Origin of the sequence: Agrobacterium sp. OT33, from assembly GCF_017313365.1 — a bacterium.
GTDB classification, from domain to species: domain Bacteria; phylum Pseudomonadota; class Alphaproteobacteria; order Rhizobiales; family Rhizobiaceae; genus Agrobacterium; species Agrobacterium rhizogenes_A.
Genome location: NZ_JAFLMZ010000006.1, coordinates 68,605 through 90,809 on the forward strand (window position 1 = coordinate 68,605; position 22,205 = coordinate 90,809).

Here is a 22,205-nt window from a genome sequence, read left to right on the forward strand (position 1 = left end):
ACACCCCGCCTTGCGTCGCCTTTCAACGCCAACCAATTGCAGCGCTGACAGACCGCAACCCGTGGCGCATTGGCTGCAGACGCGCAGAGCATTCATTGCATCGGCCAACACGGTTTGAATGAGGCGGTGGACGTGGAATCATTTTATCTTCTGTTGCTTGTGGCAACTGTTCTGGTTCTCGTCGCTGCTTTTTCCAGTCTCATCGCCTTCCGGTTCGGGGCACCGCTGCTGTTGCTTTTCCTGATGATCGGGCTTGCGGCGGGCGTGGATGGCCTGGGCATCGAATTCACCAATAACCCGCTCGCCTATATGCTCGGCTCGCTCGTGCTTGCCGTCATCCTTTTCGATTCCGGCTTCGGCACCTCCATACAATCCTTCCGGCTTTCCGCAGCCCCCGCCATGGCGCTCGCCACGGTCGGCGTCATCCTCACATCCGTGTTCTTCGCCGGCGCGGCCGCACTGCTGCTCGGGCTTTCCTGGCTGGAGGGCCTGCTGCTCGGCGCCATTGTCGCCTCCACCGATGCGGCAGCCGTGTTCTTCCTGCTGCGCATCGGCGGCATCCATATCCGCGATCAGGTGCGTTCGACGCTTGAAGTCGAATCCGGCACAAACGATCCGATGGCGATCTTCCTCACCATTGCCCTGGTCGAAATCATCGCCAAGGGTCAGGGGCTGGCCGGCATCGACAGCGGCTTTCTGCTGCTTTTCATTGAACAGATGGGCCTTGGGGTGATTTTCGGCCTGCTCGGCGGCGTCATGATCGCCACCGTCGTCAACCGTTTCGCCGCCGACCGCGGGCTTGCGCCGATCTTCGTGCTGGCGCTGGCGCTGCTTGTCTTCTCCTTCACCGGTACAATTGGCGGCAGCGGTTTCCTGGCGGTCTATGTGGCGGGCATCGTTGCCGGCAACCGCAGGATCTTCGCCAAGGAAACCATTCGCCGTTTCCATGAGGGCCTGACATGGCTTGCCCAGATCATCATGTTCCTGATGCTCGGCCTTCTTGCCACACCGTCGCAATTCCCGGCGATCGCCATTCCGGCCGTGCTGCTTGCGCTTTTCCTGATCTTCGTTGCCCGCCCGCTCGCGGTCTGGCTCAGCCTCATGCCCTTCAACTATACCCAGCAGGAAACATCCTTCGTCGCCTGGGTGGGCCTGCGCGGCGCGGTCTCGATCCTGCTTGCCATCATGCCCATTCTCGGCGGGCTCAACGACGCGCAGATCTATTTCAACGCCGCCTTCATCATCGTGCTCGTGTCGCTTCTGGTGCAGGGCTGGACCATCAAGCCGGTGGCGACACGGCTCGGCCTCATCGTGCCACCACGCATGGGCGAGGTGGACAAGCTGGAAGTCGACCTTCCCGGCACCGCCAATCATGAGCTGATCTCCTACCGGGTCGCCAAGGGCAGCGCCATCATGCAGGGGGAGCGTATTCCGCGCTGGGCCATGCCCTCGCTGGTGGTGCGCGACGGCAAATCGATCCGCTACCAATATGCGGGACGGCTGCGGGAGAACGATCTCGTCTACCTCTTCATCGCACCCGGTTATTCCCGCCTGATCGACCGGCTGTTCGCCAGCGCCCTGCCGGTTGCCGATGACGACGCCGATTTCTTCGGCACCTTCGCGATCTCGCCCGGCCGTCCGGCGAAGGAACTGGACGCAGCCTATGGTCCCGGCCTGCTTTCATCCGCCGAACAGGCGATGAGCGTTGCCGAACTCATCGAGGCGCGCCTTGCCGGAAAGGCCGATTATGCCGACCGCGTGCGCCTCGGCTCCATCGTGCTGATCGTCCGCACGCTGGACGAACACGAGGCAATCACCGGTGTCGGCATTTCACTCGAACCGGTGGAACCGGCCACCCACCTGCCTATCTTCATCAGCTTTGCGGAAATCCTCAACCGCATGCGCGCCTATCTGGCGCAGAGACGCCAGCCGCGCACCGCCGAGATGGAAGAAAGTGCCCCTGCCCCGGCAACTGCGGCAACAGAAAATGAGGGCTGACCGGCTTGCGTCGGCAATCAGGCATAGTATGGTCCGTGCCGAACTCGCAACAAATCAGGATCGACCTATGCCCGCCTTCAAGACCATCGACGACCTTAACGACATTGCCGGAAAGCGCGTTCTCGTCCGCGTTGATCTCAACGTGCCGGTTGCGGATGGCAAAGTAACGGACACGACCCGTATCGAACGGGTTGCACCGACCATTCTGGAACTGTCCGGCAAGGGTGCGAAAGTCATTCTGCTTGCCCATTTCGGCCGGCCGAAGGGCGAGCCGGTGGCCGACATGTCGCTTTCCCAGATCGTACCCACCGTCGAGGAAGTGCTGGATCACGCCGTTTCCTTCGCGACCGATTGCATTGGCGCGCCTGCAGCCGATGCGGTGGCGAAAATGAACGATGGCGACATCCTGCTCCTCGAAAATACCCGCTTCCACAAGGGTGAAGAAAAGAACGATCCCGCTTTTGTCGAGGCGCTGGCCGCCAATGGCGACATCTATGTAAACGACGCCTTCTCCGCCGCTCACCGCGCCCACGCCTCCACCGAAGGCCTTGCACGCCATCTGCCCGCCTATGCCGGCCGCACCATGCAGGCCGAGCTTGAAGCGCTGGAAAAGGGCCTTGGTCAGCCAGCCCGTCCGGTTGTCGCCATCGTCGGCGGCGCCAAGGTTTCGAGCAAGATCGATCTCCTGATGAACCTCGTCAAGAAGGTCGATGCCCTCGTCATCGGCGGCGGCATGGCCAACACCTTCCTGGCCGCCCGCGGCGCGCAGGTCGGAAAATCGCTCTGCGAGCATGATCTCGCCGAGACCGCAAAGCAGATCATGATCGAGGCCGCGACATCCGGTTGCGCCATCGTTCTGCCGGAAGACGGCGTCGTCGCCCGCGAATTCAAGGCCGGCGCGGCCAATGAAATCGTCGACATCAACGACATTCCCACCGATGCCATGGTTCTCGATGTCGGCCCGAAATCGGTTGAAAGCATCAAGGCCTGGATTTCCCGCGCGGAAACGCTGGTCTGGAACGGTCCGCTCGGCGCCTTCGAAATCGAGCCCTTCGATGCGGCAACCGTCGCCGCGGCAAAACATGCCGCCGAATGCACCAAGGCGGGCAAGCTCGTCTCTGTCGCCGGCGGCGGTGACACCGTTGCAGCGCTCAACCATGCCGGCGTTTCTGAGGATTTCTCCTATGTCTCGACGGCAGGCGGCGCCTTCCTCGAGTGGATGGAAGGCAAGGAGCTGCCGGGCGTTGCCATCCTTGCCGCCGCCAAGTAAACTTGGCCCACTTGCCTGACGCGAAGGCCGGACAAGCCATGCTTGTCCGGCCTTGCTTTTTGGTAAGCGGCACCTTGAGGAAAAGTTTCAAACGATTGAAATCATTTCAATCGTTTCAATGAGTTAGCGTGCCATTTCCCTGCCCTGGAACTTCTGTTATCGGAAATTTATTGTGCCTTGGGAGAATAGCAAATGACCGAACGTCTCGAAGACATTGCAATCAAGATGGTCGCCGACGGCAAGGGCCTGCTCGCCGCCGACGAATCCACAGGAACGATCAAGAAGCGTTTCGACAACATCAATCTGGAATCCACCGAGACCGCCCGTCGCGACTATCGCGAGATGCTGTTCCGCTCCGATGACGCCATGAAGAAATACATCTCCGGCGTCATTCTCTATGAAGAAACCCTGTTCCAGAAGGCCGCCGACGGCACGCCTTTTGTGGATATCATCAAGGCAGCCGGCAGCCTGCCGGGCATCAAGGTGGATATTGGCGCCAAGCCGATGGCTTTCCACCCGCATGAATTCATCACCGAAGGCCTCGACGGTCTTTACGAGCGTCTGCGCAAGTACCATGAGGCCGGTGCCCGTTTCGCCAAGTGGCGTGGCGTCATCACCATCGGTGAGCAGCGTCCGAGCTGGGGTTCGATCAAGGCTAACTCCCAGTCGCTCGCCCGTTACGCCGCTCTCTGCCAGCAGGCGGATATCGTGCCGATCGTGGAGCCTGAAGTGCTGATGGACGGCGAGCCGGGCACGCATGACATCGACCGCTGCGCGGAAGTCACGCAATGGGTCCTCCAGACCGTCTTCGCGGATCTGTTCGACGCGCGCGTCAACCTTGAAGGCATGATCCTCAAGCCGAACATGATCATCGACGGCAAGAAGGCCCGCAAGGCTTCGGTCGAGGAAGTGGCGGAAAAGACCGTCAAGGTTCTGAAGGCCACCGTGCCCTCCGCCGTTCCGGGCATCGCCTTCCTTTCCGGCGGCCAGTCCTCCGAAGAGGCGACCGCGCATCTCTCCGCCATGAATGCCGGTTACGACCTGCCCTGGTCTCTGACCTATTCCTACGGCCGCGCCCTTCAGGATACCGCGCTCAGGGCATGGGGCGGCAAGCAGGAAAATGTCGCTGCCGGCCAGCGCGCCTTCACGCACCGCGCCGCCATGAACAGCCTTGCCGCCAAGGGTAACTGGAAGCAGGAACTCGAAAAGGCCGCCTGAGGTTTCCACAACGGATATCCACCAAAACAGAAGCCGCCCCACGGGGCGGCTTTTTCTTTGCGGTGGGAATACGCGGTTTTCACCTCAGGTCCCCACCCGTCCCGCTCTAGGGTCGCAAGAGCAGCGTCGCCGACCAGATGACAAAGGCGGCGACCGCGATCTTCCAGCAATCGCCTCTTTTCTTGAGGCCCGGCAGGCCCAGGGGCCGGATGATCTGGACCATCATCGCCAGCAGTAAAAAAAGGCCAATCGCCTTTGTCATTTATTGAGCCTTTTCTTTATTTCTGCATCGTCACAGGCTGGACATTTTTACCGTTCACCAGAAGAGTGCAACTCATTCGGGTAATCCCGTTCTATGGCCTGTCCGACTGTCCGTCCGAACGCATGAGAGTGTCTTCATGAGCAGAAATCTTCTACCCGTATTCGCTCTTTTATCCAGCACTCTGTTTCTTTTCCTTGGCAACGGCCTTCAGGGCCTCATCCTGCCCGTGCGCGGTTCGGCGGAAGGTTATTCCAATGAAATCCTGGGTTTCCTTGGCACCTCCTGGGCAGCTGGCTTCGTCATAGGCTGTTTTGTCGCGCCCGCCATCGTGCGCCGTGCGGGGCATGTGCGGGCTTTCGGCTCGTTTGTCGCTCTGGTGTGCCTGACAGTGCTGATGACCGGCCTGATTGTCGATGATGTCTGGTGGATCGCCCTGCGCGCACTCACCGGCTTCTGCACGGCAGGCACCTCGATGATCATCGAAAGCTGGCTGAACGAGCGTGCCACCAATGAAAGCCGTGGCATGATCTTTTCGCTCTATATCGCCATCACGCTGCTCGGCGTCGTGGCGGGGCAGATGATCGTGCCGATGGGCGATGTCAGCAATACCTCGCTGTTCATGATCTGCGGCATCATCTATTGCATCGCCATTCTGCCAGCCACGCTTTCCAAGGCGGCCAGTCCACAGCCACTACAGAAGGTCAAACTGGACCTGCCCGCCCTTTATCGCAATTCGCCGGTCTCCTTCATCGGCATCCTGATGATCGGCATCGCCAATGGCGCTTATGGTACGCTTGGCGCCGTCTTTGGCGCCCGGGCCGGTCTCGATCCGACCATGATCGCCATCATGGTTTCCGTCACGATTTTCGTTGGCGCGCTGGCACAGTTTCCGGCAGGTCGGCTATCCGACCGGATAGACCGCCGTTACGTGCTGGCGGGGCTGGCCGGGCTTGGCGCGGTGGCAGGCCTCGCCGTCGCGGCCGTGCAACCCCATGACGTCTATGTGCTCATCCCGATGATTGCCGTCTACGGCGCCGCCGCCAACGCGCTTTATCCCATCGCTGTCGCACACGCCAACGACTTTGCCGCGTCCGAAGACTTCGTCAAGGTTTCCGGCGGCCTGCTGCTGCTCTACGGCATTGGCACCATCATCGGCCCGACGCTCGGCGGCGCGGTCATGACCTATTCCGGCCCCTATGCCCTGTTCCTGGTAACTGCGGTGGCCCATCTCCTGATCACCGCCTATGCCATCATCCGAAGCCGCCAGCGCGCCGCCCTGTCGACCGACGAGAAGGACAATTTCTCGACCATGATGCCGACAACGCCTTCGCCGCTCGTCACGCCGGAAAGTATTGCGCTTGACCCGCGCGCGCCGCAATATTCCGAAGACGATGGCGACTATGTGGAAAAAGGAGCAGGCATATGAGCCTCTTTGACGATGACCGTCCGCAAAAGCCGGTGGCGCACGAAATCGGCAGCGACCTCAGCCTCCTTTCGGTGGATGAGCTGAGCAACCGTATCGATCTTCTGCAAGCGGAAATCACCCGGCTTGAAGAAGAGAGGCAACGCAAATCCGCCGGCCGGCTGGCGGCGGAGAATCTCTTCCGGTCCTGATACCCGCCTCAGAATAGACGGAGGTCGCGCATCCTGTGCCGCAGGATGGTGGCCCGGATGGCATTGAAATAAAGATTCTGGCGCAGTCTTTCATTTACCATTAACCAAAAATTAAGCTTTCTGAGAGATTACTATACATGTCCAGTTCTTCTGGACCTCAGGCATCTTCTCCATACGGCGAATTGGTCTGATTTTTCTCCCTGTTTTACCTTGAGAGCCGCTTTCGCGGCTCTTTTTTTGCCGCTCCCCGGATTCTGTAAAACTGTGGGTATTAACCCTTCTTTAATAATTGCCTTGCGCATTTCAGGTAAAGATACCATCCTGAAAACACTAAAGGCCGGAACAAAATATCCGGGTCGTCGTTGCCTGACAGTGTGGTGCGTGAGCAGGGATTTAAAGAAATGTCGGAACAGGTTTTAAATACCATAAGCTTTGCGGGGCGCGCAGCTGCTTCCAACCAGTTCAAGACCCTCTATACCGAAGGCATGACCCTGGTTGAGGAAACGGCGAGCTATCTCGACGGCGCGGGGCGTGCTGCCTCGAAGGTTCTGCCGCGCATGGCCTCCGTCCTCTACGCGGCGGAATCGATGCGCCTCACCACCCGCCTGATGCAGATGGCCTCCTGGCTGCTGCTGCAGCGCGCCGTCAACAATGGCGAGATGACGCGCGATCAGGTTCTGAGTGAAAAGAACAAGGTGCGCCTCGACAGCTTCAATGTCGATCGCAACGCGCCCGGCTGGAACGACCTGCCCGAATCCTTCCGCGACCTGATCGAGCGCTCTCTGCGCCTCCAGAATCGCATCGCCCTGCTCGACCGCGAAATCTATCGCCCGTCCGAAGCCGCAAAGGTGCCGGACAACGAAAACAGCGTGCAGGCGCAGCTCAACCTGCTTCGCACGGCTTTCTCGATCAACTGAGAAAAGACGACCTTATCCGGACAATTTGAAAAGCAGGCTTCTCGGCCTGCTTTTTTGTTTATGCGCTATACGCACTGGATATCGCCGCTGAAACGGCGCAACAAAAAAGCCCGGCAAAACCGGGCTTTTTTAAACGATCCGTCCGCAAGTGGATCAGAGGCCGAGGCCGCCGAAACGCTTGTTGAACTTGGAAACGCGACCACCGCGGTCCATAAGCTGCTGGTTGCCGCCCGTCCATGCCGGATGGGACTTGGGGTCGATTTCAAGGTTCATGACGGCGCCTTCCGAACCCCAGGTGGAGCGGGTTTCGTATTCGGTGCCATCGGTCATGACCACCTTGATCGTGTGATAATCGGGATGGATATCAGCCTTCATGACAATCTTCCTGGTTAAGTGACGTGCGGTCCATTTGCCGCAATTGCGTCAACTGAGCCAATTCAATAAATGAAGCCATAGTCCAGATGGGCTATGGCTTCCCAATTCGATGCGGAGCCTATACATGAAGGTCGCCGAGATAACAAGAGCCTGCCATCCCCTTGTGAGAGGGAGATGGATACAGCGGCGGGAATTTCACCGCAAGCCGGAAATTCCCGCATAAAAGGCCGAAAACGGCGCGTAATGAGGAGCACAGAGGACGTGGCAGACATTCAGGAGCAAAAAGCGGCGAAGCAGAGAAGCCTGAAACCGCTTCTCGGTCTGTTTCCCTATCTCAGGCGTTATCGCGGCCTGATGGCGGCAGCCCTTTTCGCGCTTGTCCTGTCTTCCGCCACGACGCTGGCGCTGCCGCTTGCCGTTCGTCGCATCATCGACCACGGTTTTCAGACGCCTGATGGCGGCATGATCAACAGCTATTTCGCGATGCTTCTGGCGATTGCCGTCGTCCTCGCACTCGCCAGCGCCATGCGTTATTATTACGTCATGACGATCGGTGAAAGGGTCGTGGCCGATCTGCGCCGTGATGTCTTTGCCCATCTCACCACGCTGTCCCAGCAGTTTTTCGATTCCAGCCGCTCCGGTGAACTGGCATCACGGCTGACGGCCGATACGGTGCAGATTCGTTCTGCCTTCGGGTCTTCCGCCTCCGTGGCGCTGCGCAACATCATCATGTGTTGTGGCGCGGTGGCGATGATGATCTATACCAGCCCCGGCCTCTCCGGCCTCGCCCTGCTTGCCATCCCTTTCATCGTATTTCCTCTGATCGCTTTCGGACGTTCCGTTCGCGCCCGTTCCCGCACCACGCAGGATACACTGGCGCATTCCGCCGCCTATGCTTCGGAAACGATCGCGGCAAGCCGCACCGTGCAATCCTTCAATGCCGAGGCGCTGGCGAATGCCCGTTACGGCGCTTCCGTTGAAGCCGCCTATCAGGGTGCGCGCGCGGCGATCGGCGCCCGCTCCATCCTCACCGCCGTCGCCATTGCCCTGGTCTTCGGCAGCGTCGTTGGCATTCTGTGGTATGGCGCGCAAAACGTCCTCTCCGGCAGTATGACGGCGGGCACGCTCGGTCAGTTCGTGCTTTATTCGGTCATCGCCGCAAGCGGTCTCGGCCAGCTCTCGGAAGTCTGGGGTGAACTGGCGCAGGCGGGCGGTGCCGCCGAGCGGCTTTCCGAACTGCTGAATGAGCGCTCACCCGTGGCGGAACCCGCGGCACCCGCAGCCATGCCGCAACCGCCGCGCGGCGAGGCCGAATTCGAGAATGTCGATTTTGTCTATCCGCTCGCCAGGGAACGGCCGATTGTTTCCGACCTATCGTTCAGGGTCGCGGCCGGCGAGACCGTCGCCATTGTCGGCCCATCCGGCGCCGGCAAGAGCACGGTGTTTTCGCTGCTGATGCGGTTCTACGATCCGCAGCAGGGCCGCATCACCATCGACGGCATGGATATCCGCGACGTTGGCCTCACCGATCTGCGCGCGCGCCTGTCGATCGTTCCGCAGGATGTGGCCATATTCGCCGCCTCCATCCATGACAATATCGCCTTTGGCCGACCGGAAGCGACACGCGAGGAGGTGCGCGCCGCCGCCATCGCCGCGCAGGCAGACAGTTTCATCGCACGTCTCACCGATGGTTACGATACGCAGGTGGGTGAGCGCGGCGTGACCCTTTCCGGAGGCCAGCGCCAGCGCATCGCCATTGCCCGCGCGATCCTTCGCAATGCGCCTATCCTGCTTCTCGACGAAGCGACTTCGGCGCTTGACGCGGAAAGCGAAACGCTGGTGCAGAAAGCCCTCGACGAGCTGATGGATACCCGCACCACCATCGTCATTGCCCATCGCCTTGCCACCGTGCTGAAGGCCGACCGTATTCTGGTGATGGATGAAGGCCGCATCATCGAGGAAGGCACGCATCAAAGTCTCATTCGCCAGAATGGCCTTTATGCGAGGCTCGCCCGGCTGCAATTCCAGACCGGTACTGACGAGTTGCGCGCCCAGGCCTGACTTACGTCAGCACGCTGCGTCCGGCGACACGGCCCGAAAACAGGCAACCGCCAAGGAACGTGCCCTCAAGCGCGTTGTAACCATGCATGCCGCCACCGCCGAAACCCGCCACCTCACCGGCGGCGTAAAGGCCCGGCACCGGTTGACCCGCGGTGTCCAGCACCCGCGCCTCAAGGTCGGTATGCAGGCCTCCCAGCGTCTTGCGCGTCAGCACATGCAGCCGCACGGCAATCAGGGGTCCCATTGCCGGATCAAGCAGGCGGTGCGGTTTTGCCGTCCGCATCAGCCTGTCACCGAGATAACGGCGCGCGCCATGAATTGCCGTTACCTGCGCATCCTTGCTGAAACCATTCCCGATTTCCCGGTCACGCGCTTCGATCTGTTGGCGGATATGACCGATATCCAGCCGGTCGTCGCCGCTGATGGCATTCATCGCTGCCACAAGTTCGTCCAGCGTATCGCGAACGGCGAAATCCTCACCGCGCTCCATGAAAGCCCGCACCGGTCCCGGCGGTTCCTTGCCCAGCCGTTTGAGCAGCAGCCGTACATCCTTGCCCGTCAGATCCGGATTTTGCTCGGAGCCGGAAAGCGCAAATTCCTTTTTGATGATCGCCTTGGTCAGAATGAACCAGCTGTGACCGCTGCCGCGCTCACCCAGCATCTTCAGCGTACCGAGCGTATCGAAGCCGGGCATGGCGGGGGCAGCCAGACGGTTTCCGTCGGCGTCGCACCAGAAGGATGAAGGACCGGGCAGAATACGGATACCGTGGTCGGGCCAGATCGGGTCGTGGTTCTTCACACCCTCGGTATAGTGCCACATGCGGTCACGGTTGATGACGCCGCCGCCCGCTGCCTCGGTGATACCGATCATGCGGCCATCCACATGCGCGGGCACACCACAAACCATATCTTCCGGCGGCCGGCCCAGCCGTTCCACCGGCCAGTTGCACCGCACCAGTTCCTGATTGCCACCGATGCCGCCGGAACTGACAATGACCGCAGAGGCGGAAAGGCTGAAATCACCCTCCACATCCTGGCTGCTTTTTTGTCCGCGCGGCACCGGATCGGTTGTGAGGACAACGCCGGATATCCCCGTCACCCGGCCATCCGCCATTTCCAGCCGGTCGACGCGATGGCGGAAGCGAAAGGTGAGTCGACCGCCTGCCGCCATGCCCTGCGCTTTCCTGACGAAAGGTGCCAACACGCCGGGGCCTGTGCCCCATGTGACATGAAACCGTGGAACGGAATTGCCGTGACCATGGGCGAGGCCGCCGCCGCGTTCGGCCCAGCCAACCACGGGAAACCAGCGCATGCCCATGCGGTGCAGCCATTCGCGTTTCTCGCCGGCGGCGAAGTTCAGATAGGCTTCCGCCCACCGGCGAGGCCAATGATCTTCAGGACGGTCGAAACCGGCTGACCCGAACCAGTCCTGCCTTGCAAGATCGAGACTATCGCGCACCCGCATCCGGCGCTGCTCTGGACTGTCGACGAAAAACAGCCCTCCCAGCGACCAGAAGGCCTGCCCGCCAAGATTCTGTTCTCCCTCCTGATCAATGACACAGACGCTGAGACCTCGCTCGGCGACTTCAGTCGCCGCCACCAGCCCGGCAAGCCCCGCGCCAACGACAATCACATCATAGCGCTCCATCAGCCCCTCCCAGATATGACGGAATTACCTTTACGCGAACGTAAATTTACTTCCGTCAGAAGGCAACCGCCATGATGTGGCTGGCAATATCAGCGCTCGGTGAGCTTGAGTTCGATACGGCGATTCTGCTGCCGTGCTTCCGGCGTATCGCCTTCGGCAATCGGCTGATACTCGCCGAAACCGGCGGCAACCAGCCGGTTTGCCGGTACGCCCCTGGAGACCAGGAATTTCACGACGGATGTGGCACGGGCAGAGGAAAGTTCCCAATTGTCGCGGTAGCGGCCGGAACCGGAAAGCTGGACATTATCCGTATGGCCATCCACGCGCAGGACCCAGTTGATCTCCGCCGGGATTTCCTTGGCGAGATCGATGAGGGCGGCCGCCAGCTTTGCCATTTCCGCCTGGCCTTCCGGATTGAGATCGCTGCCACCGGAAGGAAACAGCACCTCCGACTGGAAGACGAAACGGTCGCCGACGATGCGGATGTTTTCACGATCCGAGAGGATTTCGCGCAGGCGACCGAAGAAATCCGAACGATAACGGTTCAGTTCCTGCACCCTCTGCGCCAGCGCGACATTGAGCCGGCGGCCAAGATCGGCAATCTTGACCTGGGACGAGGCGTCCTTGGCTTCCGAAGCCTGCAGGGCGGCCTCCACCGATGCGATCTGCGCCCTCAGTGCCGCGATCTGCTGGTTGAGCAATTCGATCTGCGCAGAAGCGCGGGAATTGGCCTGCCGCTGCTCGTCCAGCTCGCCGCTCAGACTGCCGATCCGCGCATTGGCGCTCGCATTGCTGCCCGATCCCGCATCGAGCAGCGCCTGCAGGCGGGAACGCTCGTTCTCGGATGCGGCAAGCGTCGATTGCAGGCTTGCCAGCGCGTCCTCTATATCCTGCTTGTTGCCCTTTTCCATGGCCAGAAGCTCGGTCAATTCGGCAATCTGGCTGTTGAGGCGCGTCAGCACCTCGTCCTTGCCGGTGATTTCCCGCGACAGAACGAACTGTGCCAGCACGAAGACCGTCAGCAAAAACATGATGGCCATCAGCAGCGTCGACAGCGCATCGACAAAACCCGGCCAATAATCCACGCCCCTGTCGCGGCGGCGGTTGCGCGCCAGCGCCATGGCTATTCGCTCCCGTTATCGTGCCGGGTGCGCCCGGAAGATTTCGTGTCGCTGTCAATCCGCGCCGACAGCCGGTCAAGCGTGCGGCGGAGCGATTTCGATTCCTCCTGCTGCGCCTCGATCCAGTCTCGCAACATCTGCTGTTCGCTGCGCATGTTCTTGACGAGGCCCTGAATGCCTTCGGCAAGGCTGGTCATGGCCGCAAGCGAGCGTTCGGTGCTGACCACAGCGCCGGGTTCCGCCTTGAATTCCCGCGGCCCGTCCGTTGTCGTATCCGTTACCGACGACAACCAGTTTTCGAGCTGGGTATAAAAGCGGTTCTGCGCGCGACCGGCCTGAAGATCGAGAAAGCCGAGAATCAGTGACCCCGACAGACCAAGAAGCGACGAGGAAAAGGCCGTTCCCATGCCGGCGAGCGGCGCGGTGAGGCCGGCCTTGAGCGAGCCTAGAATATCGTTGCTGTCGCCGGCGCTCGGATCAAGCGACTGGATGACGTTGCTGATGGCGCCGATGGTGCCGATCAGACCCCAGAAGGTGCCAAGCAGACCGAGAAAGACCAGAAGGCCGACGAGGTAACGCGACGTATCGCGTGATTCATCGAGGCGGGTCGCGATGGAATCGAGGATGGTTCTTTGAGTGACAGTGGAAAGCCTAACCTCCCCCCGCTTGCCGATCAGCGTGCTCATCGGGGCGAGCAGCTTTGGCGCCCGACCGACCTTTTCAACGCTGCCGGCGGCACGGAAGGCATTGAACCAGCGAACCTCGGAGCGCAGGCTCATGGTCTGGGTAAAGACCAGAATGATGCCAATGGCGAGCACGCCGAGAATGAAACCATTCAGGCCCGGATTGGTCATGAAGGCGGTATGCGCCTGCCGATAGAGAATCGCCGCCAGAAAGCCGACGAGGATCAGAAACAGAACCATCGTCCAGAGAAACGGTGTGGGGCTGGACAGCTTGTGGCTGTATTGCCGCGTGGTCACCGGTTTCTCGACGCCAAGATCGAGCAGCTCCGAATCCGCCATAACGTTCGCATTCCCTCTGGTCACGTATCAAGCGGAAGCTATTTGAAAATTGCGACGATTTGAAGCGAAAAGCCGGGCTTTCGTCACAGGCATTTCACGAAAACGGACAGGTACCCGGCGACGAAAAACAAAAACGCCCGGCGAACATTCGCCGGGCGACTAAAACTTGCTGAAAACGGCAGGTTTTCTGCCGAAAACCCGTCAGCGGCCCGGCACCGGACGGTTGGCGACCTCGACAAGCGCCTTGTGGATATATTCATTGCCGGCGGCAACGGTGCCGCTGCCGAAAATATCCGAGCCGCCCTTGATGTCCGAGGCAAAGCCGCCGGCTTCACGAATCAGCACCAGACCGGCCGCCATATCCCAGGGCGAAAGATCGGCTTCCCAGAAACCGTCGAGACGGCCTGCGGCGACATAAGCCAGATCGAGAGAAGCTGCACCCATACGGCGGATGCCTGCGGCTTCGCCCATGACGTGGCGAAGCTCGACCAGGAATTTGCCGTGATTGCCTCGGCCGAGATGCGGCACGCCGCAGCCGATGACGCAATCGGTCAGAACCTTGCGCGCCGCAACGCGGATGCGGCGATCGTTGAGGAAAGCGCCGCCGCCGCGCTCGGCGGTGTAGAGTTCGTCGGTGGCCGGATTGAAGATCACGCCGGCGACAACCTCACCGTTCCGCTCCAGCGCGATGGAAACCGCGAAATGCGGAATGCCGTGCAGGAAGTTGGTGGTGCCATCAAGCGGATCGACGATCCAGCGATGCGCGCCATCGCTGCCCTTTTCCTCGCCGCCTTCCTCACCCAAGAAATCGTAGGTCGGGCGGGCCTTCATCAGCTCATCGCGCACGATTTTTTCGGCTTTCAGGTCCGCCTGCGAGACGAAATCGCTCGGTCCCTTGACCGAAACCTGAAGGTTCTGCACTTCACCGAAGTCACGCGACAAAGACTTACCCGCCTTGATGGCGGCCTGAACCATGACATTGAGAAGGGCTGAACGGGCCATCGATGTTGTTTCCTGGAAAGCTTGCGAACCGCCCGAAAGCGCATCGGGCAGGCACGTCATTATTTTCTTGAATTGAAAGTTTGCGGTTCAAGACCACAAAACGCGCGGAAATTCAAGGCAAAAAGCCCGAATGGGGATGTGGGCGGCAAAGGAAAGGCGGCAACCTCACATCGGGCGGAAACGATTTGCAGCATCGATCGCCTTTTTCTGCTGCTCATCGGTGATCCCCAGATAAAAGTCCTCAAGCCCCGGATCCTTCAACCCGGCACGGCGGGACAGCACGTACCATTTGGCTGCCTCCACCGGATCGGGCCGGGTGCCGAGCGCCTGAATGTAGAGATGCGCCACCTTGTTCTGCGCCACGACGTTGCCGCGCTGGGCGGCCCCATAAAGCCAGCGGAAACCCTCATCCAGATTGCGCTCGCCGCCGAAACCGTTGACCAGCCAGATGCCGAGATCGACCTGCGCGGTATCGTAACCGGCCTTGGCGGCCCGCGTCAGCCAGTCGCGCGCCTTGGCCTTCTTTTCGGCGGGAACGTCCTTCACCGACCAGTAGATCTGCGATACCGCATATTGCGCATCGGCAATGCCCTGCTCGGCGGATTTCTCGTAAAACGGCAAAGCCATCAGGAGTCCCTTGGCACCGGGATTTTCCGACACCAGAATCTGCCCCCAGTTGAACTGGGCGGAAGCATTTCCGGCTTCCGCCGCGCGCCGCATGAAATCGTCGGCCTTGACCTTGTCACGCGTGACGAATTTGCCTTCCATCAGGATCAGCGCGAATTTGAACATGGCGACGGGATCGCCGCCCTGCGCCGCCTGCTGGTACCAGAAGGCCGCGGTCTTTTCATCGCGGGCGATGCCGAGGCCACGCGACATCATTTCCGCCACCAGTGTCTGGGCAGACGCATCACCGTTCTGCGCGCGGTTCAGAGCCTTGTCGAGCGCCTGCACATATTCGCCACGCTGAAAATGCCCATAGGCTTCGTCCACCCTACCCTTGAATTCCTTTTCAGGCGGCAGAGCCGGCAGATCCGCCCCCATGCGCTGATAGACATTCACACCCGCGGAGGGCTGCAAATCCTTCTGCTCTTCGGATTGCACCCTGCCCTGACGGGTTGGCTGAGCCTCATTTTCCAGCTGCCGGGAAAGCGCATTGCTTTCGCTCTGCGGCCCGGATTGGGCAAAAGCGACACCCGCCTGCGCGCCGAAAGCAAGCGCCAGCAGTGAAACGGAAAGGCGGAGGTGAACCGAGCGCATGATCATCGCCTGTATCAACCGTCAAACCGTGGCGCTTTTTCGTCAAGCAGGGCGTTGATTTCGGAAACAGCCTGGGCAGCGCCACCGGCATTGTCAAAAACGCCGCTGCGCATCGCCACGAACTCCACACCGGTTTCCGCCACGGCAACCACCGAGGAAACATCCGTGCCACCCATGACGATGGCCGGAATTTCGATCATCGACGCCCACCATTCGCCGAGCGCCAGGTTCTTGGGGTGCGCCTCCGGCTTGATGTCACCTTCGAGCTTTCCGAAAAAGACGTAATCCGGATTGCTCTCACCCTGCTCCAGAGCCTTGTGCCGATCATCCGCATTGCCGCCGCCGACGATCATTTTGGGCGTGAATTTTTCAACGGCCTCGGCAAGCGCCTCGGCATTGCCGGCCACATGCAAGCCGTCCGCCTTCACGCGACCCGCGACGCGGCTGTCGCCGGCGATAAGGGCGGCCGCACCCGCTTTCTGCACGATCGGCACGATCAGTTCGGCGCGTTTCTGGAAAGCGGCGTCATCCAGCCCATATTGCGGAATGATGACCGAAGCCACATCGCCGCCCCGCAGCGCGCCTTCCAAATCTGCCGCCTGCTTTTGCGCATCGTCCGATTGCGGAACAATCAGGACAAGGCGGCAACGGTCTTCAACTGTGGTCATCGGTTCGTCCATTTCAGGCAGAAGACACTTCCGGCGCGATCTGCACTCGTTTTGATATGATAAATCCGATAAACCGGACCGGCGAAAGGATCAACCATCCATCCATGCTGACCGATTTTCATTTTTTCCTCGTCGCCATTCCCGCAGTCGTGCTCGTCGGCCTCTCAAAGGGCGGGCTGGGCGGTGCGCTGGCATTGATGGGCGTGCCGCTGATGGCGCTCGCAGTCTCGCCGGTTCAGGCCGCCGCGATCTTCCTGCCGATCCTGATCGTCATGGATCTTGTGGCACTCTGGGCGTGGCGGCACCACAATCATCGGCAAACGCTGCTCATCATGCTGCCGGGCGCAATTGCCGGCATTGCGCTGGGCTGGGCAACTTCCAGCCTCATCTCCGCGGACGCCATGCGTCTGGTCGTCGCCTCGGTAACGATCCTGTTCGTGCTGCGCTATTTCCACGAGAGCTTCAAAAGCCGGAAAGGGCAGGAAATCCCGGCCAGACCGCAGCGACCGGTGGCCGCAACACTCTGGTCCAGCCTGTCGGGTTACGCGAGCTTCGTGGCCCATGCGGGCGGCCCGCCCTTCCAGATCTACGTCCTGCCGCTGAAACTCGATCCCAAAACCTATACCGGCATGAGCGTGCGCTTCTTCGCCATCATGAACGCAATCAAGCTCATCCCTTATTTTGCGCTGGGCGCGCTCGACGCCACCAACCTCAAGACATCGGCCAGCCTGTTGCCCGTGGCGATGCTGGCGACGCTTGCGGGCGCAAGGGTGGTGAAATATCTGAAGCCGGCCGTGTTTTATCCGCTCATGTATGCCATGGCGTTTGTCGCCGCGCTGAAACTGCTGTGGGACGGGCTGCCATTCTAGCCTTTCGCGGCCATTAAAAAGCCCCGGCTGCACTGCGGGTGCTGCCAGGGCCGAAAGAAATCCAGCCATCAGTCCTTCATCTCATCGAAGGCCGCGGCCTGGCATTGTTCAATGCCTCGTGGAGGCCCTAAGCCTCTGCAACTCATCCTTCAGGCGCAGTTTACGACGTTTAAGGTCGGCAATCGCCGTATCGTCCGAAGACGGGGAAGCAAGAATACTTTCGAGCTCCTCCTCCAGAGCGCCGTGTTTCTTTTCGAGCGATGCAATATGAGCCTGAATGGTCATGCGGCACGTCCTTCCTTTTTTAAACCTACCTCCAGCTCTCCATCGCTGGAGTTTCAGGTTTGCGACGACAATGTGACATGGATTGGTGATATTGTCGAAGGCGAAATGAAGGCGATAAGTGGGCAATTTGGTCGCAAGGGATAACTTCCCGTTACCGCGATTTGATGATAGAGGCTCGTGAAAGATGACATACGCGCCGGAGGCCATCCGGCTGGCATAAAATGGGGATGACAAGATGCCCGATCAGGACCAGGCGGACATCAGGCTCACGCTGGCGCGGCTGCGTCAGGAGCATGAGGACTACGACGCTGCGATCAATGCGATGATCCAGACCAGCTGCGATGCCTTGAGAATACAGCGCATGAAAAAGAAGAAGCTGGCCGTCAAGGACAAGATGACCCAGCTCGAAGACCAGGTCATTCCCGATATCATCGCCTGAGCCGGAGAAGCCAAGTGACAGCAGAAACACCCCCCGTCGCCATCATCATGGGCAGCCAGTCCGATTGGGAAACCATGAAGAACGCCGCCGATACGCTGGATGCGCTTGATGTGGAATACGAAGCCCGTATCATCTCCGCCCACCGCACGCCCGACAGGCTTTATGATTTCGCCAATGGCGCGAAGGACGAAGGTTTCAAGGTCATCATCGCCGGTGCCGGCGGCGCCGCCCATCTGCCGGGCATGACTGCCGCCATGACGCCGCTGCCGGTCTTCGGTGTTCCGGTACAGTCCAAGACGATGTCCGGCCAGGACAGCCTTTATTCCATCGTGCAGATGCCCGCCGGCATTCCCGTCGGCACGCTCGCCATCGGCAAGGCCGGCGCGATCAATGCCGCCCTGCTGGCGGCCGCGGTTCTGGCGCTTGGCGATGACGATCTGGCCGACCGGCTGGATGCATGGCGCGCGCGCCAGTCGGCAGCCGTCGCCGAATATCCGATGGACAGCGCCCAGTGATGACGAAGATGAATGACCTGACCATCGGCATCATCGGCGGTGGTCAGCTTGGCCGTATGCTGGCGATGGCCGCAGCCCGCCTCAACCACCGCACCATCGTGCTGGAACCGCAGGCCGATTGTCCTGCCGCGCAGGTTTGCAACAACCAGATCGTCGCGGATTATGACGATGAACGCGCTCTTGCGGAGCTTGCCCGCCTTTGTGACGTCGTCACCTACGAGTTCGAGAACGTACCTGTCGCAGCAGCCGAGGCGCTCGCCGCTTCCGTTCCCGTCTATCCGCCGCCACAGGCGCTCAGTGCCTCGCAGGACCGACTGACCGAAAAGCGCTTCCTTAATGGCTGTGGCATTCCCACCGCCGATTTTCGCGCCGTGGACAGCCAGGAAGAGCTGGAATCGGCCCTGGCCGCCTTTGGCGGCAAGGGTGTGCTGAAAACACGCCGCATGGGCTATGACGGCAAGGGCCAGCGCCTGTTCCGGGGCGGCGAAGACCTCGCCGGCGCCTTCGGCGCCCTGGGTGGCGTGCCGCTCATTCTCGAAAGCTTCGTCGCCTTCGAGCGGGAAATTTCGATCATCGCCGCCCGCTTCCGGGACGGCGCCGTCACCTGCTACGATCCGGCGGAAAATGTCCATCGGAACGGCATTCTGCACACATCGACCGTTCCGGCCGCTCTTTCCGACGCGGCAAAGGCGGTTGCCGTTCAGTCAGCGGAAAAGCTTCTGGCAGCGCTCAATTATGTCGGCGTCATCGGCATCGAATTCTTCGTCCTGCCTGACGGCTCGCTGGTGGCCAATGAAATGGCGCCGCGTGTCCACAATACCGGCCACTGGACAGAGGCCGCCTGCGTTATCTCGCAATTCGAGCAGCATATTCGCGCCGTATCCGGCCTTGCTCCCGGCGGCACGGAGCGCCACTCCGATTGCATCATGACCAACCTCATCGGCGATGACATCAACGATGTGCCGGCGTGGCTTTCGAAAAAAGACTGTCTCGTGCATCTCTACGGCAAGACCGAAGCGCGGCCGGGCCGCAAGATGGGCCATGTGACAGAGCTTCTTCACACAGGAAAAGCCTCAGTCTTTTAAGGCAAAGACACCGGCAAGTGTTGACAGGCAGGGCTCAAACGGGTATCTGCCTGCCAACCGAAAAGAGCGCGCCCCGTTGCGCGCTTTTGATTGTTTGAATAAGCACGGCAGAAACCGTGCAAAACTGCGGACCAGTAAAATGAAGATCAAGAATTCGCTTAAAGCGCTTAAGGCCCGTCATCGCGATAACCGCCTGGTTCGCCGCAAGGGCCGCGTCTACATCATCAACAAGCAGAACCCGCGCTTCAAGGCTCGTCAGGGCTGATTGACTGCGACTGCGGTTCGCGATCCAGGTCGCGGATCACTTTGTTGACAGAGCAAAACTTTGCATTTGATATTGGGCGCAGGAGGGTTAATCTTTAACCCATGCGCCCAAATCGTTTTTGCACGGCTATCATCGTCGCTCAGGCTTTCCTGTTTTCAGGCCTCCCGCTTCCGGGAATGACCGCTATTGGTCATGCTGCGGACGGGCAGCCTCCTGCTGCGACCGAATCGACGTCTTCCCCGGCAAAAACCGTCGACACCCTCTTCACATCGCTGAAGAAAGAACGGAACGCGGTCAAGGCGCGCAGCATCGCCAACCAGATCGCCTCCGAATGGAACGATTCCGGCAGCGCAACGATCAATCTCCTGATGCAATGGGCCGGCGAAGCCGCAGACGAGAAACGCAATGCCGCGGCTTATGATTTTCTCGATCAGGTCATTCTGCTCGATCCGGACTATGTGCAGGCACCTTATCGCCGCGCCATGGTGCATTTTTCCGATGGCGACACCCGCAAGGCAATGGCGGACATCAATCTGACGCTGGAGAAGGAGCCGCGCTATTTCCCGGCGCTCGCCAGCCTTGCCAATATCCTCGAGGCTTCCGGTCGCGACGAGCTGGCGCTGAAGGCATGGGAGCGTTATCTGGCGCTCTACCCGGCCGACAAGGACGCCCGCAAACAGGCCATCGACCTTTCCGAGAAGCTGGCAGGCACGCGCGGCTGATTTTTGCAGGGATCAAACAAAAATCGCCGCAAAAGCGGCGATTTGTCATTAGGGGATCGTCAGCCGATCATTCCATGCCGAGTGCGGCCATATAGGTCTGAAGGATGGTTTCTTCCTCGATGCGCTCATTGGCATCCTTCTTGCGCAAACGGATGATGGTGCGGATCGCCTTGGTATCGTAACCACGGCCCTTCGCCTCACCCATGACATCCTTGATATCGCCCTGGATGGCGGCCTTTTCTTCCTCGAGACGCTCGACGCGCTCGATGAACTGACGCAGCTCGGCGGCGGCAACGGTTTCTGTGGTGCTGGTTTCGTCCATCATATCATCCTTCATTGGCGGCTCATCTGAGCCTTGTTCACTCCATCCGGCTGGAAGCTCCCGCCGGTCGCCGCCAGCCGGGCGGCACAAATTCAGGCCTGTGAACTGCCCATTGCCGGGCCTCACGTCAAGTCGTTTCCGTCGATCAGGGGTTATTCACTTGGCCGGTTCTGCTCAAAGGCGGCTTTCTGGGCGTCGCTCGCTTCCGCCTGATACTTTTCCTTCCAGTCGTCATAGGGCATGCCATAGACGATTTCCCGGGATTCATCCTTGCTGAGCGGAACGCCGGCCTCCTCGGCCGCTTCCCGGTACCAGTTGGAAAGGCAGTTGCGGCAAAAGCCGGCGAGATTCATCAGGTCGATGTTCTGCACGTCGTGGCGTTCACGAAGGTGCTTCACGAGACGGCGAAATGTCGCCGCCTCGAATTCGACCTGCCGATTATCGTTCTCATTCGTCATGGCAAAACTCCAGGCTCAATAGGGGCCGGTGCGGGAGGCGAACAGCTGATATTCATGCAAGACGGGATCGTCGTTCATTGCGGCGAAAATGGGAGCGAGCCGGTCCGACCATTCAGCGATCCCCTCTTCATTCGCGATCAGATCCTGCCGAACTTCAAGAAGCGCATGCGGTATGCCCTTCATCATGCAGTGACGGTACATGGTGTCGCCCTTGAGCGCCCCGTCATAGGGTTCGTTGTCGCCAACGAGAATGTCGCCCGTGGCGCGCAGATGCGCCAGAAGCGGATCGACAGCACGATTATCCGTGTCCCAGAGAACCGCCGCATGCCAGGGCCGCGGCGTTTCTTTCCAGAACGGCGTGTAGGAATGCAGCGACAGAACCAGCGGCGCTTCTTCCGAAGCTTCAGCAACACCGGTCAGCACGCGGTCCACGGCATCGTGGTAGGGCCGGTGAAAAATCTCGATGCGCCTTTGCCATTCCTCGTCCGAAATCGGGTGATTGCCGGGGATGATCGCCCCGTCCGAAATCTTCATGATGAGGGTCGGATCGTCCTCGCCGCGATTCGGATCGATCAACAGCCGCGAAAACCGTCCAAGCACCGCCGGCACGCCGAGACGGGCGGCAAGCGACCGCGTCAGCCCTTCTATGCCGATATCAAATGCGATATGGCGATGAAAAGCGGTTTGCGGAAGGCCAAGTTTGCCGTAGTGTGCCGGCAGAAGGTTCATCGCATGGTCGGCCAGAAGAACCATGCCTTTGTCATATTCGCCTTCTATGATTTCATAGGGTATGAAGTCGTTCATCGATG

The 22,205-nt window shown here is 60.1% G+C and carries 25 protein-coding genes; 13 read left to right on the plus strand and 12 right to left on the minus strand.

The window, feature by feature from the left end; all coding sequences use genetic code 11:
* Positions 1 to 132 precede the first annotated feature (132 nt).
* The 3 genes from JZX88_RS15345 to JZX88_RS15355 all read left to right on the plus strand — a co-directional run bounded on the left by JZX88_RS15345 (position 133) and on the right by JZX88_RS15355 (position 4,486).
* Positions 133 to 1,998 (plus strand): potassium/proton antiporter, encoded by a 1,866-nt coding sequence (locus JZX88_RS15345; RefSeq protein ID WP_206914073.1) that lies wholly within the window; start codon positions 133 to 135, stop codon positions 1,996 to 1,998.
* A 67-nt stretch (positions 1,999 to 2,065) separates the two neighbouring features.
* Positions 2,066 to 3,268, plus strand: coding sequence for a phosphoglycerate kinase (gene pgk, locus JZX88_RS15350; protein ID WP_206914074.1), 1,203 nt, complete (start codon positions 2,066 to 2,068; stop codon positions 3,266 to 3,268).
* A 192-nt stretch (positions 3,269 to 3,460) separates the two neighbouring features.
* Complete coding sequence (locus tag JZX88_RS15355; protein ID WP_206914075.1) at positions 3,461 to 4,486, plus strand: class I fructose-bisphosphate aldolase; 1,026 nt, start codon at positions 3,461 to 3,463, stop codon at positions 4,484 to 4,486.
* 106 nt (positions 4,487 to 4,592) lie between these two features.
* Here the strand turns inward: JZX88_RS15355 and JZX88_RS15360 are convergent, their stop codons facing one another.
* Positions 4,593 to 4,748, minus strand: coding sequence for a hypothetical protein (locus JZX88_RS15360; protein WP_162854470.1), 156 nt, complete (start codon positions 4,746 to 4,748; stop codon positions 4,593 to 4,595).
* Positions 4,749 to 4,884: 136 nt separating this feature from the next.
* Here JZX88_RS15360 and JZX88_RS15365 point away from each other — a divergent pair, with 136 nt between their 5' ends.
* The 3 genes from JZX88_RS15365 (at position 4,885) to JZX88_RS15375 (ending at position 7,279) form a co-directional block, all read left to right on the plus strand.
* A complete protein-coding gene (locus JZX88_RS15365) occupies positions 4,885 to 6,174 on the plus strand; it encodes an MFS transporter (RefSeq protein WP_065117385.1) in 1,290 nt (429 codons plus the stop codon).
* The gene (locus JZX88_RS15370) at positions 6,171 to 6,362 is read left to right on the plus strand and encodes a DUF1192 domain-containing protein (protein ID WP_065117384.1); all 192 of its coding nucleotides are present in this window, start codon (positions 6,171 to 6,173) and stop codon (positions 6,360 to 6,362) included. Before JZX88_RS15365 ends, JZX88_RS15370 begins: the two co-directional genes overlap by 4 nt.
* A gap of 401 nt (positions 6,363 to 6,763) precedes the next feature.
* Complete coding sequence (locus JZX88_RS15375; RefSeq protein ID WP_003506184.1) at positions 6,764 to 7,279, plus strand: DUF1465 family protein; 516 nt, start codon at positions 6,764 to 6,766, stop codon at positions 7,277 to 7,279.
* A 153-nt stretch (positions 7,280 to 7,432) separates the two neighbouring features.
* On the opposite strand, the gene rpmE is transcribed toward JZX88_RS15375, so the two are convergent.
* Positions 7,433 to 7,654 (minus strand): 50S ribosomal protein L31, encoded by a 222-nt coding sequence (rpmE, locus tag JZX88_RS15380; protein WP_003497640.1) that lies wholly within the window; start codon positions 7,652 to 7,654, stop codon positions 7,433 to 7,435.
* Between the two features lie 261 nt (positions 7,655 to 7,915).
* Here rpmE and JZX88_RS15385 point away from each other — a divergent pair, with 261 nt between their 5' ends.
* Positions 7,916 to 9,715, plus strand: coding sequence for an ABC transporter transmembrane domain-containing protein (locus JZX88_RS15385; RefSeq protein ID WP_206914076.1), 1,800 nt, complete (start codon positions 7,916 to 7,918; stop codon positions 9,713 to 9,715).
* Between the two features lies 1 nt (position 9,716).
* On the opposite strand, the gene JZX88_RS15390 is transcribed toward JZX88_RS15385, so the two are convergent.
* The 6 genes from JZX88_RS15390 to JZX88_RS15415 all read right to left on the minus strand — a co-directional run bounded on the left by JZX88_RS15390 (position 9,717) and on the right by JZX88_RS15415 (position 16,436).
* Complete coding sequence (locus tag JZX88_RS15390) at positions 9,717 to 11,363, minus strand: FAD-binding dehydrogenase (RefSeq protein ID WP_206914077.1); 1,647 nt, start codon at positions 11,361 to 11,363, stop codon at positions 9,717 to 9,719.
* An 89-nt stretch (positions 11,364 to 11,452) separates the two neighbouring features.
* Positions 11,453 to 12,484, minus strand: a complete 1,032-nt coding sequence (locus JZX88_RS15395) for a peptidoglycan -binding protein (protein WP_065117381.1) — start codon at positions 12,482 to 12,484, stop codon at positions 11,453 to 11,455.
* A 2-nt stretch (positions 12,485 to 12,486) separates the two neighbouring features.
* Complete coding sequence (locus JZX88_RS15400) at positions 12,487 to 13,506, minus strand: flagellar motor protein MotA (RefSeq protein WP_142856298.1); 1,020 nt, start codon at positions 13,504 to 13,506, stop codon at positions 12,487 to 12,489.
* Positions 13,507 to 13,707: 201 nt separating this feature from the next.
* Complete coding sequence (locus JZX88_RS15405) at positions 13,708 to 14,508, minus strand: inositol monophosphatase family protein (protein ID WP_065117458.1); 801 nt, start codon at positions 14,506 to 14,508, stop codon at positions 13,708 to 13,710.
* A 165-nt stretch (positions 14,509 to 14,673) separates the two neighbouring features.
* Positions 14,674 to 15,774 carry a tetratricopeptide repeat protein gene (locus JZX88_RS15410; RefSeq protein ID WP_065117379.1) on the minus strand — a complete coding sequence of 367 codons (1,101 nt, stop codon included), beginning with the start codon at positions 15,772 to 15,774 and terminating at the stop codon, positions 14,674 to 14,676.
* 8 nt (positions 15,775 to 15,782) lie between these two features.
* Complete coding sequence (locus JZX88_RS15415; protein ID WP_065117457.1) at positions 15,783 to 16,436, minus strand: thiamine phosphate synthase; 654 nt, start codon at positions 16,434 to 16,436, stop codon at positions 15,783 to 15,785.
* 104 nt (positions 16,437 to 16,540) lie between these two features.
* Here JZX88_RS15415 and JZX88_RS15420 point away from each other — a divergent pair, with 104 nt between their 5' ends.
* Positions 16,541 to 17,305 (plus strand): sulfite exporter TauE/SafE family protein, encoded by a 765-nt coding sequence (locus JZX88_RS15420; protein ID WP_110758096.1) that lies wholly within the window; start codon positions 16,541 to 16,543, stop codon positions 17,303 to 17,305.
* Between the two features lie 108 nt (positions 17,306 to 17,413).
* On the opposite strand, the gene JZX88_RS15425 is transcribed toward JZX88_RS15420, so the two are convergent.
* A complete protein-coding gene (locus JZX88_RS15425) occupies positions 17,414 to 17,590 on the minus strand; it encodes a YdcH family protein (protein WP_065117378.1) in 177 nt (58 codons plus the stop codon).
* 235 nt (positions 17,591 to 17,825) lie between these two features.
* On the opposite strand from JZX88_RS15425, the gene JZX88_RS15430 reads away from it, so the two are divergent.
* The 5 genes from JZX88_RS15430 to JZX88_RS15450 all read left to right on the plus strand — a co-directional run bounded on the left by JZX88_RS15430 (position 17,826) and on the right by JZX88_RS15450 (position 20,616).
* The gene (locus tag JZX88_RS15430) at positions 17,826 to 18,029 is read left to right on the plus strand and encodes a YdcH family protein (RefSeq protein ID WP_003497661.1); all 204 of its coding nucleotides are present in this window, start codon (positions 17,826 to 17,828) and stop codon (positions 18,027 to 18,029) included.
* A gap of 47 nt (positions 18,030 to 18,076) precedes the next feature.
* Positions 18,077 to 18,544 (plus strand): 5-(carboxyamino)imidazole ribonucleotide mutase, encoded by a 468-nt coding sequence (gene purE, locus JZX88_RS15435; RefSeq protein WP_046800035.1) that lies wholly within the window; start codon positions 18,077 to 18,079, stop codon positions 18,542 to 18,544.
* The gene (locus JZX88_RS15440; protein WP_206914078.1) at positions 18,544 to 19,629 is read left to right on the plus strand and encodes a 5-(carboxyamino)imidazole ribonucleotide synthase; all 1,086 of its coding nucleotides are present in this window, start codon (positions 18,544 to 18,546) and stop codon (positions 19,627 to 19,629) included. Before purE ends, JZX88_RS15440 begins: the two co-directional genes overlap by 1 nt.
* Before the next feature lie 139 nt (positions 19,630 to 19,768).
* Entirely contained in the window at positions 19,769 to 19,894 is a 126-nt protein-coding gene (gene ykgO, locus JZX88_RS15445) for a type B 50S ribosomal protein L36 (protein ID WP_003497670.1), read from the plus strand.
* 101 nt (positions 19,895 to 19,995) lie between these two features.
* Entirely contained in the window at positions 19,996 to 20,616 is a 621-nt protein-coding gene (locus JZX88_RS15450; RefSeq protein ID WP_206914079.1) for a tetratricopeptide repeat protein, read from the plus strand.
* 67 nt (positions 20,617 to 20,683) lie between these two features.
* On the opposite strand, the gene JZX88_RS15455 is transcribed toward JZX88_RS15450, so the two are convergent.
* The 3 genes from JZX88_RS15455 to JZX88_RS15465 all read right to left on the minus strand — a co-directional run bounded on the left by JZX88_RS15455 (position 20,684) and on the right by JZX88_RS15465 (position 22,200).
* Positions 20,684 to 20,941: a DUF2312 domain-containing protein gene (locus JZX88_RS15455; RefSeq protein WP_006314683.1), complete on the minus strand. Its 258-nt coding sequence runs from the start codon at positions 20,939 to 20,941 to the stop codon at positions 20,684 to 20,686.
* A 149-nt stretch (positions 20,942 to 21,090) separates the two neighbouring features.
* Positions 21,091 to 21,396 (minus strand): DUF1244 domain-containing protein, encoded by a 306-nt coding sequence (locus tag JZX88_RS15460; protein ID WP_206914080.1) that lies wholly within the window; start codon positions 21,394 to 21,396, stop codon positions 21,091 to 21,093.
* A 15-nt stretch (positions 21,397 to 21,411) separates the two neighbouring features.
* Positions 21,412 to 22,200 (minus strand): N-formylglutamate amidohydrolase, encoded by a 789-nt coding sequence (locus JZX88_RS15465; protein ID WP_142856306.1) that lies wholly within the window; start codon positions 22,198 to 22,200, stop codon positions 21,412 to 21,414.
* Between the last annotated feature and the right edge of the window lie 5 nt (positions 22,201 to 22,205).